We start from the raw sequence: 13,260 nt of genomic DNA on the forward strand, positions 1-13,260 counted from the left end.
TCAGACCCGGGCGCCGGTGTCGGCCGGCCGCCTGCGGCGGCGGGCGGCCCAGAAGAGTCCGGTGCCGACGGCGAGGGTGACGCCGACGCCGATCACGCCGGCGAGGCCGCCGGAGAGGCGTGCGGAGTCGATGCCGCGGACGCCGTAGTCGGCGAGCGGGGAGTCGGCGGCGGCGTGGTCGCGGGCCTGGGCGTCGATGCCCTGGTCGGCGGCGACCTTCTCCAGGCCGTCGGGGCTGGCGGAGGCGTAGAAGGAGACGACGCCGGCGAGGACGAGGGCGGTGACGACGCCGCCGATCCACACCTTCCGCGGGCTCTTCCGCGCGGAGGCCGCGACCGGGGCGGCGAGCGGCGCCGGCGCCGCGTCGACCAGCTCGCCGTCGATCCGGAGCTTCAGCGGGGCGGTGAGGCCGCGGGCGCCGTGCACGAGGTCGGGGCGGACGGCGAGGACCGCGCCGACGGTCAGCATGGTGATGACGGCCTCGCCGACGCCGATGAGGACGTGCACGCCCAGCATGGCGGTCAGGACCTTGCCGATCGGCACCTCGGTGGTGCCGCCGATCGCGTAGATCAGGGTGAAGGCGGCGGCCGAGGCCGGTACGGAGACGAGCGCGGCGACGAAGGTGGCGGCGGTGACGCCGCCGCGGGTGCGGGGCAGCACCAGCCGCAGGCCGCGGAAGACGAGGTGGGCGGTGACGACGGTGACCACGCCCATGACGGTGATGTTGACGCCGAGGGCGGTGAGGCCGCCGTCGGCGAAGAGGACGCCCTGCATGAGCAGGACGACGGCGATGCACAGGACCCCGGTCCAGGGTCCGACGAGGATCGCGGCGAGCGCCCCGCCGAGGAGGTGGCCGCTGGTGCCGGCGGCGACCGGGAAGTTGAGCATCTGGACGGCGAAGACGAAGGCCGCGACGAGCCCCGCCAGCGGCGCGATCTTCTCGTCGAGTTCCCGTCGCGCGCCGCGCAGGCTCACGGCGACCGCGCCGGCGGCGACGACGCCGGCCGCGGCCGACACGGGGGCGTTGATGAATCCGTCGGGTACATGCACGTCCCGAATGATGAGCGCTCCTGCAAAAGACTTGCAAGAGCGTCCGGATCACAAGATGCCGGATGTGAGCCCGGACACTGTCCGGGCGCTCGGGGAGTGACCATGCGGCCGCCGGGGAAGAATGCGACATTGAGTGACAAATCGCAGCTCTAGGTGAGGAGTACGTGATGGCCGCCGTCGAGGACCACGCCCGAGGCCGCCTCATCAGCGACGCACCGGTCGCCCGGGCCGTGCCGATCGCCCTCCGCTACGACCCCGGCTCCTCCCCCGCCACCGTCCGCTTCGTCCTGCCCGGCGGCGTCGAGTGGTCCTTCCCCCGCGCCCTCCTGGAGGACGGGATCCAGGAGCCGGCCCACCGCGGCGACATCGCGGTCTGGCCGTGCGGGCGGGCGCAGACGGTGGTCGAGTTCCACGGCGCGGAGCAGGTCTCCGTCGTGCAGTTCGACAGCGTGGCCCTCTCCCGGTTCCTGGAGCACACGTACGCCGCCGGTGCGTCGTCGCTCACGACGCACTGACGGCGTACGGCCGCGTCGGCTCCCCGTCCCCACAGGTCCCGGCGCGGTCCGGGGCGCACCCCCCGCTCAGGGGGCGCCCCGGGATCCAGGGGGTGTCAGGCCTTCACGAGGTCCGGCTTCGCGGTGGCCGCGGTGTCGTGGCCGGCCAGCGCCTCGCCCTCCACGTCCACGTTCGGCAGCGCGCGGTCGAGCCACTTCGGCAGCCACCAGGCCTTGTGGCCGAGGAGCGCGAGGACGGCCGGGACGATCGCCATGCGGACGACGAAGGCGTCGAAGAGGACGGCGACGGCGAGGCCGAAGCCGATCATCTTGATCATCTGGTCGCTCATGCCGATGAAGCCGGAGAAGACCGCGATCATGATCACGGCGGCGGCGGTGACCACCCGGGCGCTGTGCCGGAAGCCGGTCACGATCGCCTCGCCGGGCCGCTCGCCGTGCACGTACGCCTCGCGCATCCGGGTCACCAGGAAGACCTCGTAGTCCATCGCGAGGCCGAAGACCACGCCGACCATGAAGATCGGCATCATCGACATGATCGGGCCGGTCTGCTCGACGCCGAACAGGCTGCCCAGCCAGCCCCACTGGAAGACCGCGACGACGGCGCCGAGGGCGGCGACCACCGAGAGCAGGAAGCCGAGGGCGGCCTTGAGCGGGACGAGGATGGAGCGGAAGACCACGGTGAGCAGGACGAAGGCGAGGCCGACGACGAGTGCCAGGTAGGGCACGAGGGCGTCGTTCATCTTCGCCGAGAAGTCGATGTTCATCGCCGTGGCGCCGGTGACGAGGACGTCGTCGCCGGTGGCGTCGCGGATGTCGTGGACCAGGGTCTCGGTGGCGGCGGAGGACGGGCGGTCCTTCGGGATCACCGTGATCATGGCGGCGTCGCCGGCCTTGTTGGGCGTGGCAGGGGTGACCGCGGCGATGCCGTCGAGCTCCTTGATGGTGGCGACGGTCCGGTCGGCGGTGGCCTTGTCGCCGTCGACGACGACGAGCAGCGGGCCGTTGAAGCCGGGGCCGAAGCCCTCGGAGAGCAGGTCGTAGGCGCGGCGCTCGGTCGCCGAGACCGGCTTCACGCCGTCGTCGGGCAGGCCCATCTCCAGGGAGGCGGCCGGGACGGCGACGGCGCCGAGGCCGAGGACGCCGGCGAGGAGCACGAAGAGCGGGCGGCGGATGACGAAGCGGGCCCAGCGGGTGCCCGCGTTCGGCTTCCCGGACTTCTCGGGCGCCTCGGCGCCCTTGCGCTGCTTGCGGCCGATCACCTTGTCGCCGGCGAAGCCGAGCAGCGCCGGGATCAGGGTGAGGGCGATGAGGACGGCGATGACGACGGTGCCGGCGGCGGCGAAGCCCATCTTCGTCAGCATCGGGATGTTGACGACGGCGAGGCCGACGAGAGCGATGACGACGGTGAGTCCGGCGAAGACGACGGCCGATCCTGCGGTGCCGGTGGCGCGGCCCGCGGCCTCCTCCTTGCTGCGCCCGTCGGCCAGCTCGGAGCGGTAGCGGGAGACGATGAAGAGGGCGTAGTCGATGCCGACGGCGAGGCCGATCATCATCGCGAGGGTGGAGGTGGTGGTGCCGAGGTCGAGGACGTTGGCGAGCGCGGTGATCGCGGAGACGCCGATGCCGACGCCGATGATCGCGGTGAGCAGCGGCAGTCCGGCCGCGACGAGCGAGCCGAAGGTGATGACGAGGACGATGCCGGCGATGACGACGCCGACGATCTCGCCGGTGCCGGTCTCGGGCATGGTCTGGAGGGCGTCGCCGCCGACCTCGACCGTCAGCCCCTTGCCCTGGGCGGCGTGGCCGGCCTGTTCGAGGGCCTCGCGGGTCTCGTCGGTCAGCTCCATCGCGTTGACCTTGTAGGCGACGGAGACGTAGGCGGTGGAGCCGTCCCGGGAGACGGCCTGGGCCGTGTACGGGTCGGTGACGGAGACGATCTGGTCGGAGCCCGACGTGAGGGCGGCGACGGTCTCCTCGACGACGGCCTTGGGGGCCGCGTCGGTCATCTTGCCGCCGTCGGGGGCCTTGAAGACGACGCGGGCGGTGGCGCCGTCGGCGCCGGCGCCGGGGAACCGCTCTTCGAGCAGGTCGAAGGCGCGCTGGGCCTCGGTGCCGGGGATGGAGAAGGAGCTGGAGGTCGCGGCGGGCGCGGTGGCGGCGCCGACTCCGGCGATCGCCAGGAGCGCCACCCAGAGGAGGGCGACGAGCCGTCGGCGCCGGAAGGCGGTGCGGCCCAGCTTGTACAGGAAGGTGGCCACGGGTGCGTACTCCCATAGTGGGGTGGGACAAGGGCATGGGGAGCCGGCCCGACGGCGTGAGCGGTGCGCAGTCAGGTGGAGCAGGATGTACGGGTGGTGCGGGTCAGACGCCGAGTGAGGGGAGCACGACGGCGTCGACGTATCTGCTGAGGAAGGCGTGGTCGACCGGCTGGTCGTCGATCAGCGGGCGGGCGACGAGCGCTCCGATCAGCATGTGCGGGACGAAGGCCAGGGCCGGGTTGTCCGGCGCGACCTCGCCCCTGCGGACCGCGCGCCGGAGGAACTCGTCGAAACCGTTCAGCTCGGGTTCGATGAGCAGTTCCCGCAGCGCCTGGTGGAGGTCCGGGTGGGTGTGGACGGCATGGGCCAGACCCCGCATCAGCGCGGTGTCCTTCTCCATCTGACAGTCGTCGGCGAGGGCCAGGAGCTCCTGGAAGTCGCCGCGCAGGGATCCGGTGTCGATCTGATCGAAGCCGGACGGCTTGTTGTGGCGCAGGGCCGTGGCGACCAGCTCCGGCTTGCTCCCCCACTGGCGGTAGAGGGTGGCCTTGCTGGAGTGGGTGCGGGCGGCGACGGCGTCCATGGTGAGGGCGTCGTAGCCGACCTCGCGGAGGAGGTCGAGGACGGCCGCGTACAGCTCGGACTCCCGCTCGGGAGTGAGTCTGCTGCGGGCCATGTCCGGACCTCCGGTGCTGCGGGGACGAGCAGAGCGAACGAAACGGTTTCGTACTCTGCGTACGGTACGAAGATACCCCGGCCCCCAGCGAAACGAAACCGTTTCGTACGTGGTCTGGGCCACACCCCCCGCCACCTTCCGTACGCCCGTACGAGTTGCCGCACCCCCTCCGCGCGGAAAGCATGAACGGGTGAGAGACGACGTGGCCTACCTCCGCTTCCCGCACCTCCACGACGACCTGCTGTGCTTCACGGCCGAGGACGACCTCTGGGTCGCCCCGCTCGTCCCCGACGGACAGAGCCCCGGCCGCGCCTGGCGGCTCACCGTCGACCGCACCCGGGCCGGGCACCCCCGCTTCTCCCCGGACGGGCGCCACATCGCGTACACGAACTGGCGCAGCCTCGACCCCGAGATCCACCTCGTCCCGGTCGACGGCGGCCACGCCCGCCAGCTCAGCCACTGGGGCTCGACCGACACCCGGGTCTGCGGCTGGTCACCCGACGGGGACATCCTCGCCGTCTCCTCGCACGGCCAGCCCTTCTCGTACTTCTCCTGGGCCTACACCGTGGCCACCGACGGCTCCCCCGGCCGCCGGATGCCCTGGGGCCCCGTCTCCGACATCGCCGTCCGGGACGTCGGCGGCGAGCGCCGCACCCTGCTCCTCACCGGCACCCCGCCGCACGAGCCCGCCGCCTGGAAGCGGTACCGGGGCGGCGCCACCGGCCGCCTCTGGCTGCACGGCGAACGGCTCCTCGCCGACCTCGGGGGCCACCTCGCCGACCCGATGTTCGTCACCGCCCCGCCCGGCGAGGACGGCTACCGGATCGCCTTCCTCTCCGACCACGAGGGCATCGGCAACCTGTACTCCTGCCGCCCCGACGGCACCGGACTGCGCCGCCACACGGACCACGCCGACTTCTACGCCCGGCACGCCTCCTCCGACGGCCGCCGGGTCGTCTACCAGTGCGCCGGCGAGCTGTGGATCGTCGAGGACCTCGCCGCCGGCGCCGAGCCGCGCCGCCTGGAGATCCGCCTCGGCGGCCAGCGGGCCGGCCGGCGGCGCTACCAGGTGCCCGCCGCCCGGCACGTCGACGCGCTCTCCGTCGACGAGACCGGCCGCGCCAGCGCCGTCGGCGTCCGCGGCAGCCTGTACTGGCTCACCCACCGCGACGGACCCGCCCGCGCCATCACCGACACCCCCGGCGTCCGCGTCCGGCTGCCCGAGATGCTCGGCAGCGGCGGCCAGATCGCCTACGTCACCGACGCCGAGGGCGAGGACGCCGTCGAGATCGCCTACCTGCCCCGGGCCAGCGGCGACCGGCCGCCCCGCCGGCTCGCCGCCGGGGAGCTGGGCCGGGTCGAGGAACTGGTCGCCGACCCCGACGGCGAACGGCTCGCCCTCGCCTCGAACGACGGCCGACTGCTCCTCATCGACGCCACCGAGGACTCCAACGGCGAGGTCACCGAACTCATCCGCTCGGTCAACGGCCCCGTCCGCGACCTCGCCTTCTCCCCCGACGGCGCCTGGCTCACCTGGTCCCACCCCGGCATCGGCCGCTCCCTGCGCTCCATCAAGCTGGTCCGCATCGCCGGCCCCGGCCCGCGCACCGTCATCGACGTCACCAACGGGCGCTTCGAGGACGAGAACCCGGTCTTCACCAGCGACGGGCGCTACCTCGCCTTCCTCTCCTGGCGCGGCTTCGACCCGGTGTACGACGTCCACACCGGCGACCTGTCGTTCCCGCTCGGCTGCCGCCCCTACCTGGTGCCGCTCTCCTCCGCGACCCCCTCGCCCTTCGCGCTGCTCCCCGACGGGCGCCCGGCGGCCGGCGGACTCGACCCGGCCGACGACGGCGCCGACAGCGGCGACGGCACGGTCACCGTCGAGATCGAGGGCCTGCCCGACCGGGTCACCCCCTTCCCCGTCGCCGCCTCCAAGTACTCGGCGCTCGCCCCGGTCTCCGGCGGCGGGCTCGTCTGGCTGCGCTGGCCCATCTCCGGCGCCCTCGGCGAGACCTTCGCCAACCCCGCCGACACCTCCGGCCGCCCCACCCTGGAGCACTTCTCCGTCGTCAAGGCGCGCCGCACCGAACTCGCCCGCGACCTCGACTGGTTCGCGGTCAGCGGCGACGGCACCCGGCTCGTCGTCTTCGACGAGGGCGAACTGCGGGCCGTGCCCGCCACCGAACCCGGCGACAACGACTCCACCGTCTACCTCGACCTGCGCCGCATCCTCCACGACGTCGACCCCGGCGCCGAGTGGCGCCAGTCCTACGACGAGGCCGGCCGGATCGTCCGCGCCTACTTCTGGGAGCCCGGCATGGGCGGCGTCGACTGGGACGCGATCCTCGACCAGTACCGGCCGCTGCTCGAACGGGTCGCCTCCCCCGACGAGTTCGCCGACCTGCTCCGCGAGGTCATGGGCGAACTCGGCACCTCCCACGCCTACGTCACCCCCGCCCGGCGCAACGAGGGCCCCCCGCACTACCAGCGCCCCCAGGGCCTCCTCGGCGCCAACCTGGTCTGCCGGGACGGCAACTGGCTGGTGAAGCGGATCCTGCCGGGCGAGTCCTCCGACTCCAAGGCCCGCTCCCCGCTCGCCGGTACGGGCATCCGCGAGGGCGCCGCCCTCACCCACGTCGACGGCCGGCCCGTCGACCCCGTCACCGGCCCCTACCCGCTGCTCGCCGGCACCGGCGGCACCACCGTCGAGCTCACCTTCACCCCGGCCGGCGGCGAGGGCCGCTCCCGCCGGGTCGCCGTCGTCCCGCTGATCGACGAACGCCCGCTGCGCTACCAGGACTGGGTGGCCAAGCGGAGGGCCGTGGTCCGCGAGGTCAGCGGCGGCCGCTGCGGCTACCTCCACATCCCCGACATGGGCGGCTCCGGCTGGGCCCAGTTCAACCGCGACCTGCGGATGGAGGTCTCCCGGCCCGCCCTCATCGTCGACGTGCGCGGCAACGCCGGCGGCCACATCAGCGAACTCGTCGTGGAGACCCTCACCCGGAAGATCATCGGCTGGGACCTCACCCGCAACGCCCAGCCCGTCAGCTACGCCTCCAACGCCCCGCGCGGCCCCGTGGTCGCCCTCGCCGACGAGGCCACCTCCTCCGACGGCGACATGATCACCGCCGCCTTCCGGCTGCTCGGCCTCGGCCCGGTCGTCGGCCAGCGCACCTGGGGCGGGGTGGTCGGCATGACCGGCCGGCACAAGCTCGGCGACGGCACCCAGATCACCGTCCCCATGAACGCGGCCTGGTTCGCCCCCTGGGGGTGGTCCGTGGAGAACCACGGCGTCGAACCCGACCTCGCCGTGCTGCGCACCCCGCTCGACTGGGCCGAGGGCCGGCACGCCCAGCTCGACGACGCCGTCCACAAGGCGCTCGCCCTGCTCGACGCGGAACCGGCCGCCGTCCCGCCGGGCTACGAGGACGTGCCGGACCGTTCCCGGCCGAAACTCCCCCCGAGGTCCAGCTCGTAGGCGATCGCGGTCTCCCCGGTCTTCAGCGTCTCCCGGCCGACCGCCCCGAAACCGACCCGGGCGAGCACCGCCCGGGACGCGCCGTTGTCCGGCGACGCCTTCGCGTACAGCCGGCGCAGCCCGTACTCCTCCACGGCGAGCCGGCAGACCTCCAGGACTCCCTGGGTGGCGAGCCCCCGGCCGGTGGCCGACTCGGCGATGCGGTAGCCGAGTTCGGCCGCGCCGTCGGCGAGGTCCAGCAGGTTGATCCGGCCGAGGATCGCGCCGTCCTCCGCGACCAGGACGTGGAAGCGGATCGTCCCCTCGTTCTCCTGCTCGTCGAGCAGGGCCTGGTGGCGGGCGGCGAACTCGTCGAAGTACGCGTCCCCCCGGTCGGGCACGGAGGCGGCGAAGTACGCGCGGTTCTCCCGCTCGAAGGCGAGCAGGGCGGGCGCGTGGTCATGGCGCAGGAGTTCGAGTACCGGCATGGGGACACGGTACGGAGATCCCCCCGCGCGGCGCGCGTGAATTGCGCCACGCCCGCACGCGCACGCGTTCACGGAGGCGGAGAGGCGCCGCGCGCACGCGGGCCTGGGCGGAAGGGGCACACCGCACGCGGACCGGGGGCCCTGAGGGCCCCGCGCGCACGCGCGAGGGGCGCACCCGGCGTCCCGGGTGCGCCCCTCGTCTCAGGACGGCGTCAGGCGTCGCGGTCGCGCTCGCCGCGGTCCATGCGCTCCCGCGCCTCGCGCTGGGCACGCTCCTTCGCCTCCTGCGAGCCCTCGCGGCTCCGCGAGGCGCGCTCGGAGGCTTCGTCCTTGGCGTTGCCCATGGCCTTCTTGGCGCGGTCCTGGATCTCCTGCGCCTTGTCCTGGAACTGGTCCTTGATGCCCATGAAGGTTCACTCCTATGAGGGGTGTGAGGGGGACGGGGCGGGTGTTGCCCCTGGGCCTCGACCAGCCTCGCACGAGCGGATACCCCCCGCATGTCGATCAGTCACGGTCCGTGTCCGGCCCCGGTCGGGCGCTCTCCTTCCGGGCCTGCTCGTCGGCCGCGCCGCCGGCGCCCACCAGGCCCTTGGAGACCGTGGAGAGCCGGGGTTCGAAGCGGGCGACCTCGCGCTTGCCGACGGTCGCGATCACGCCGGGCAGATAGCCCCGGATCGACTGCATCCCGCGCAGCCACCACTGTGCGTACACGTGCGCCGAGCGGCGCTCGATGCCCTCGACGATCCGGTCGACGGCCGGGCCGAGCGGGTACGTGCGGTTGGACGGCCACGGCAGCCGCTGCCGCAGCTCCTTCATCACGTCGTCCTGGTCGGCGCCCCGGACCATGTCGGTGTCGGTCCAGGAGAGGTAGCCGACGCCGACCTTCACGCCCTTGTGGGCGACCTCGGCGCGCAGGCTGTGCGCGAACGCCTCGACGCCGGACTTGGAGGCGCAGTACGCGGTCATCATCGGGGCCGGGGTGATCGCGGCGAGCGAGGCGATCTGGAGGAAGTACCCCCGGGACTCCATGAGGACCGGCAGGAAGGCGCGGCCGGTGACCGCCCCGCCGATCAGGTTGACCTCGATGACCCGCCGCCAGGCGACCGGGTCGGAGTCGGCGAACGGACCGCCCGCCGCCACGCCGGCGTTGGCGACGACGACGTCCACCTTGCCGAAGCGCTCCTTGACCTCGCCGGCGACCCGGGCCATCGCCTCGTGGTCGGTGACGTCCGCCTCCCACCAGTCGGCCTCGGTGTGCAGCCGGCCGGCGACCTCCTTCAGGAGCTCCGGCTCCAGGCCGACGAGCGCGATCTTCGCGCCGCGCGCCGAGAGCTTGCGGGCGAGCAGCTCGCCGACGCCGCGGGCGCCGCCGGTGACGACGGCGACCTGTCCTTCCAGGCTGACCCTGCTCATGCCCTTGCCTCCTTGCTGGTGGTCGGACGCGCACCGAGGTAGGTGAGCGTGAGTTCGCGGATCTGCGCGGTGACGGCCTCCGGGGCCTCGACCGGCGTCATGTGGCCCATGCCGGCCAGCTCGGTCAGGCCGGTGCAGTGCGGCAGCGCCTCGGCCAGGGCCCGGGAGTGGACGGGCGGGGTGAGCCGGTCGGCGGTGCCGACGAGGACGGCGGCCGGCACCCGGAGGTCGCGGACGCCCGCCTCCAGGTCGAGCCCGGCGAGCACCTGTGACCAGCCGTACCGGGACGGGCGCGGGCAGGCGTGCACGATCCGGGCGCAGACGTCGACCCGGTCGGGCGCGGAGCCCGGTCCCATCGTCGCGTACTTGAGGACCTTCTTCGACAGGACGGTGACCGGGCCCAGCGGCGCCTTCGAGCCGAGGACGGCTCCGGTCAGCCGGGTCCGCAGGCCGCCGGGGCCGAGCGGCACCACGGTCGCCTCGGCGGTGAGCCGGGACGGGCCGGTCGAGCAGAGCAGGACGGCGGCGGCGTGCTGGACGAAGCCGGGCCGGCCGGCCGCGGCCATGATCGTCATGCCGCCCATGGAGTGGCCGGCGATCACGGCCCGCTCGCCGGGGCCGAGGGTGGCGGCGAGCACCGCCTCCAGGTCGTCGGCGAGCGCGGTGGTCGAGTAGCCGCCGGCGGCGGGGACCGGGGAGCGGCCGTGCCCGCGCTGGTCGTAGGCGATCACCCGGTGGTCGGCGGCGAGGGCCCGGATCTGCTCGGCCCAGAAGGCGAGGGAGCAGGTCCAGCCGTGGGCGAGGACGACGGCGGGCGCGCCCTCGGGGCCGTACACCTCGGTGTGCAGCTCGGCGCCGTCGGCGGAGCGGACGGTGTGGGTGCGGGGCGCGGGCAGGCGGATCACTGGGCGGCCTCCTTCGCGCGGGCCGGGCGGGCGGTGGCCCGCACCGGCTCGGGGGCGCGGACGACCTCGTACTCGGAGAGGTCGACCTGCCGGGTCTCGCGGCGGAACTCGCCGGTGGTGCCCGGCCACAGGGTGGTGTTGCGCCCGTTGGCGTCGAGGTACCAGCTGTCGCAGCCGCCGGCCTTCCAGACGGTCCGCTCCATGCGGTTCTGCACCTTGCGGTTCCAGGCGTGCACGGCGGAGGGGCGGGCGGCGAGGGCGGCCCGGCCGCCCAGCACGTTCAGCTGGCGGAGGTAGTCGGCCATGTAGTTCAGCTGGGACTCGATCATGAGGATCATGGAGGAGTTCCCGAGGCCGGTGTTGGGCCCGATGATCGTCATCCAGTTGGGGAAGCCGTCGACGGTGGCGCCGCGCAGCGACTGGACGCCGTCCTTCCAGTGCTCGGCGAGCGAGCGCCCGTCGGCGCCGAAGACGAGGTCGGCGACCGGCATGTCGGTGACGTGGAAGCCGGTGCCGAAGATGATCGCGTCGACCTCGGTCTCGCTGCCGTCGGAGCCGACGACGACATCGCCGCGGACCTCCTTGAGGCCGCCGGCGACGACGTCCACGTTGGGCTGGGCGAGGGCCGGGTAGTAGGTGTTGGAGAGCAGGATCCGCTTGCAGCCGATGCGGTACGAGGGCGTGAGCTTGGCCCGCAGCTCCGGGTCCTTCACGGACTTGGCGATGTTGGCCTTGGCCAGCCTCTCGACCAGGCCCAGCTCGCCCGGGTGCTTGGTGAAGGCGCCGACCTGCAGCTCCCGGATGCCCCAGAGGATGCCGCGGCGCAGGGTGGCGGTGAGCGGCAGCGTGCGGTGCAGCCAGCGCTCGGGGCCGCTGATGGCGCGGTCCATGCGGGGCATGACCCAGGGCGCGGTGCGCTGGAAGAGGGTCAGCTTCGCGACGTCGGGCTGGATGGCGGGCACGATCTGGATGGCGGAGGCGCCGGTGCCGATCATGGCGACGCGCTTGCCGCGGAGGTCGTAGTCGTGGTCCCAGCGGGCCGAGTGGAAGACCTTGCCCGTGAATCCGTCGAGCCCCGGGATGTCGGGGATCTTCGGGTCGGAGAGCGGGCCGGTGGCCGAGACGACGACGTCGGCGGTGAAGGACCCGGAGCCGGTGGTGATCCGCCAGCGGAGCGTGTCGGCGTCCCACTCCATCCGCTCGACCTCGTGGTTCAGCCGCAGGTGCGGCCGGAGCCCGAAGGTGTCGGCGACGTGCTCCAGGTAGGCCCGGATGTGCCGCTGGCCGGAGAAGGTGCGCGGCCAGTCCGGGTTGGGGGCGAAGGAGAAGGAGTAGAGGTGCGAGGGTACGTCGCAGGCGCAGCCGGGGTAGCTGTTGTCCCGCCAGGTGCCGCCGACGGAGTCGGCCCGCTCCAGGACGACGAAGTCGGTGATCCCCTCGCGGCGCAGCCGGACGGCGGCCCCGAGCCCGCCGAACCCCGATCCGATCACCGCCACCCGAACGTGCTCGTGCTTCGCCATGCCGCCTCCCGTGCGCCCGGCCAAGATTCCGCCAGCAATCACTGGCACAGTCGGGACTGTAGAGCAGCTCCATACCGAGCGGTAGGGGTCGGGCGAGGGAAAGTTACCGGCGGTACAACATAGGCTGGCGGGCGTGGCGGAACGATCAGGAGAACAGGCGAAGCCCCCGGAGGCCCCGGAGCCCCCGCACGAGTACCGCATGGCCGAACTGGCCGAGGCGGCCGGCATCACCGTGCGGACCCTGCGGTTCTACCGGGAGCGCGGGCTGATCCCGCCGCCCCGCCGGGAGGGCCGGATCGCCTGGTACGACGAGCGGCACCTGGCCCGGCTGCGGACCATCGCCGCCCTCCTCGAACGCGGCCACACCCTCACCGGGATCGCCGACCTCACCACCGCCTTCGAGTCCGGCCGGGACGTCGGCGAGGTCCTGGAGCTGGGCCCGCCGACCGAGGAGGAGCCGGTCCGGCTCACCCCCGAGGAACTCGCCGACCGCTTCGCCGGCGAGGTCACCCCGGAGAACCTCGCCGCCGCGCTCGACCTCGGCTACCTCGCCACCGACGGCGAGGACATCGTCCACGTCAGCCGCCGGCTCCTCGACGTCTCCGCCTCCCTCGTCCGCGAGGGCGTCCCGCTCGCCGAGGTCCTCAAGGCCGGCGCCCGCGTCCGCGAACACGCCGACGCCCTCGCCGCCCTCTTCGCCGAACTGCTGACCGCCCACGCCGAGGAGGCCGACCTCCAGCGGCTGCGCCCGCTCGCCAAGAGCGTCGTCGAGGCGGAGCTCTCCATGGCCCTCGACCGGCGGCTGCGCGGCGCGCCCGGCTGACGCGCGGGGCCGCCCGGACCCTCTCCGGCACCTGACAGGTTCTTCGAAAGTCCTTCCTCACCTCCGCCCTGCGGCAGACCGGCGGTGGGGCCGACATCGCCGCGTACGTCGACGCCAGGGCGGATGAGCCGGGACCGCCTCCCGTCGCCCTC

11 protein-coding genes are annotated in these 13,260 nt (G+C 73.5%); 3 read left to right on the forward strand and 8 right to left on the reverse strand.

Annotated features, from left to right (window positions below):
• Window positions 1-1,050 carry an energy-coupling factor ABC transporter permease gene (locus tag ABFY03_RS15885; protein ID WP_346170175.1) on the reverse strand — a complete coding sequence of 350 codons (1,050 nt, stop codon included), beginning with the start codon at window positions 1,048-1,050 and terminating at the stop codon, window positions 1-3.
• Window positions 1,051-1,217: 167 nt separating this feature from the next.
• Here ABFY03_RS15885 and ABFY03_RS15890 point away from each other — a divergent pair, with 167 nt between their 5' ends.
• A complete protein-coding gene (locus ABFY03_RS15890; RefSeq protein WP_319012740.1) occupies window positions 1,218-1,565 on the forward strand; it encodes an SsgA family sporulation/cell division regulator in 348 nt (115 codons plus the stop codon).
• 95 nt (window positions 1,566-1,660) lie between these two features.
• On the opposite strand, the gene ABFY03_RS15895 is transcribed toward ABFY03_RS15890, so the two are convergent.
• Together ABFY03_RS15895 and ABFY03_RS15900 are read right to left on the reverse strand one after the other, a co-directional pair.
• Window positions 1,661-3,823: an MMPL family transporter gene (locus tag ABFY03_RS15895; protein ID WP_346170176.1), complete on the reverse strand. Its 2,163-nt coding sequence runs from the start codon at window positions 3,821-3,823 to the stop codon at window positions 1,661-1,663.
• Window positions 3,824-3,926: 103 nt separating this feature from the next.
• Window positions 3,927-4,499, reverse strand: a complete 573-nt coding sequence (locus ABFY03_RS15900; protein ID WP_319012742.1) for a TetR/AcrR family transcriptional regulator — start codon at window positions 4,497-4,499, stop codon at window positions 3,927-3,929.
• Window positions 4,500-4,689: 190 nt separating this feature from the next.
• On the opposite strand from ABFY03_RS15900, the gene ABFY03_RS15905 reads away from it, so the two are divergent.
• Window positions 4,690-7,980: a S41 family peptidase gene (locus ABFY03_RS15905; RefSeq protein ID WP_346170177.1), complete on the forward strand. Its 3,291-nt coding sequence runs from the start codon at window positions 4,690-4,692 to the stop codon at window positions 7,978-7,980.
• On the opposite strand, the gene ABFY03_RS15910 is transcribed toward ABFY03_RS15905, so the two are convergent.
• From ABFY03_RS15910 to ABFY03_RS15930, 5 genes are all read right to left on the reverse strand, one after another.
• Window positions 7,923-8,447, reverse strand: coding sequence for a GNAT family N-acetyltransferase (locus ABFY03_RS15910; protein ID WP_319012744.1), 525 nt, complete (start codon window positions 8,445-8,447; stop codon window positions 7,923-7,925). The genes ABFY03_RS15905 and ABFY03_RS15910 overlap by 58 nt on opposite strands.
• 212 nt (window positions 8,448-8,659) lie before the next feature.
• Window positions 8,660-8,854, reverse strand: a complete 195-nt coding sequence (locus ABFY03_RS15915) for a hypothetical protein (RefSeq protein ID WP_346170178.1) — start codon at window positions 8,852-8,854, stop codon at window positions 8,660-8,662.
• A gap of 97 nt (window positions 8,855-8,951) precedes the next feature.
• Entirely contained in the window at window positions 8,952-9,860 is a 909-nt protein-coding gene (locus ABFY03_RS15920; protein WP_319012746.1) for an SDR family oxidoreductase, read from the reverse strand.
• The gene (locus ABFY03_RS15925) at window positions 9,857-10,765 is read right to left on the reverse strand and encodes an alpha/beta fold hydrolase (protein WP_346170179.1); all 909 of its coding nucleotides are present in this window, start codon (window positions 10,763-10,765) and stop codon (window positions 9,857-9,859) included. Before ABFY03_RS15925 ends, ABFY03_RS15920 begins: the two co-directional genes overlap by 4 nt.
• Window positions 10,762-12,285 carry a flavin-containing monooxygenase gene (locus tag ABFY03_RS15930; protein WP_346170180.1) on the reverse strand — a complete coding sequence of 508 codons (1,524 nt, stop codon included), beginning with the start codon at window positions 12,283-12,285 and terminating at the stop codon, window positions 10,762-10,764. Before ABFY03_RS15930 ends, ABFY03_RS15925 begins: the two co-directional genes overlap by 4 nt.
• Window positions 12,286-12,484: 199 nt before the next feature.
• Between ABFY03_RS15930 and ABFY03_RS15935 the strand changes: the two genes are divergently transcribed.
• Window positions 12,485-13,108: a MerR family transcriptional regulator gene (locus ABFY03_RS15935; RefSeq protein ID WP_346172257.1), complete on the forward strand. Its 624-nt coding sequence runs from the start codon at window positions 12,485-12,487 to the stop codon at window positions 13,106-13,108.
• Window positions 13,109-13,260 lie beyond the last annotated feature (152 nt).

Origin of the sequence: Streptomyces roseofulvus (assembly GCF_039534915.1) — a bacterium.
GTDB lineage: Bacteria > Actinomycetota > Actinomycetes > Streptomycetales > Streptomycetaceae > Streptomyces > Streptomyces roseofulvus.

What these genes read in the sequence shown, in the direction of transcription:
- ABFY03_RS15900 (WP_319012742.1), bottom strand. Translation starts at nt 4,499, where the DNA reads ATGGCCCGCAGCAGACTCACTCCCGAGCGGGAGTCCGAGCTGTACGCG.
- ABFY03_RS15915 (WP_346170178.1), bottom strand. Translation starts at nt 8,854, where the DNA reads ATGGGCATCAAGGACCAGTTCCAGGACAAGGCGCAGGAGATCCAGGAC.
- ABFY03_RS15920 (WP_319012746.1), bottom strand. Translation starts at nt 9,860, where the DNA reads ATGAGCAGGGTCAGCCTGGAAGGACAGGTCGCCGTCGTCACCGGCGGC.
- ABFY03_RS15935 (WP_346172257.1), top strand. Translation starts at nt 12,485, where the DNA reads ATGGCCGAACTGGCCGAGGCGGCCGGCATCACCGTGCGGACCCTGCGG.
- ABFY03_RS15890 (WP_319012740.1), top strand. Translation starts at nt 1,218, where the DNA reads ATGGCCGCCGTCGAGGACCACGCCCGAGGCCGCCTCATCAGCGACGCA.
- ABFY03_RS15910 (WP_319012744.1), bottom strand. Translation starts at nt 8,447, where the DNA reads ATGCCGGTACTCGAACTCCTGCGCCATGACCACGCGCCCGCCCTGCTC.
- ABFY03_RS15930 (WP_346170180.1), bottom strand. Translation starts at nt 12,285, where the DNA reads ATGGCGAAGCACGAGCACGTTCGGGTGGCGGTGATCGGATCGGGGTTC.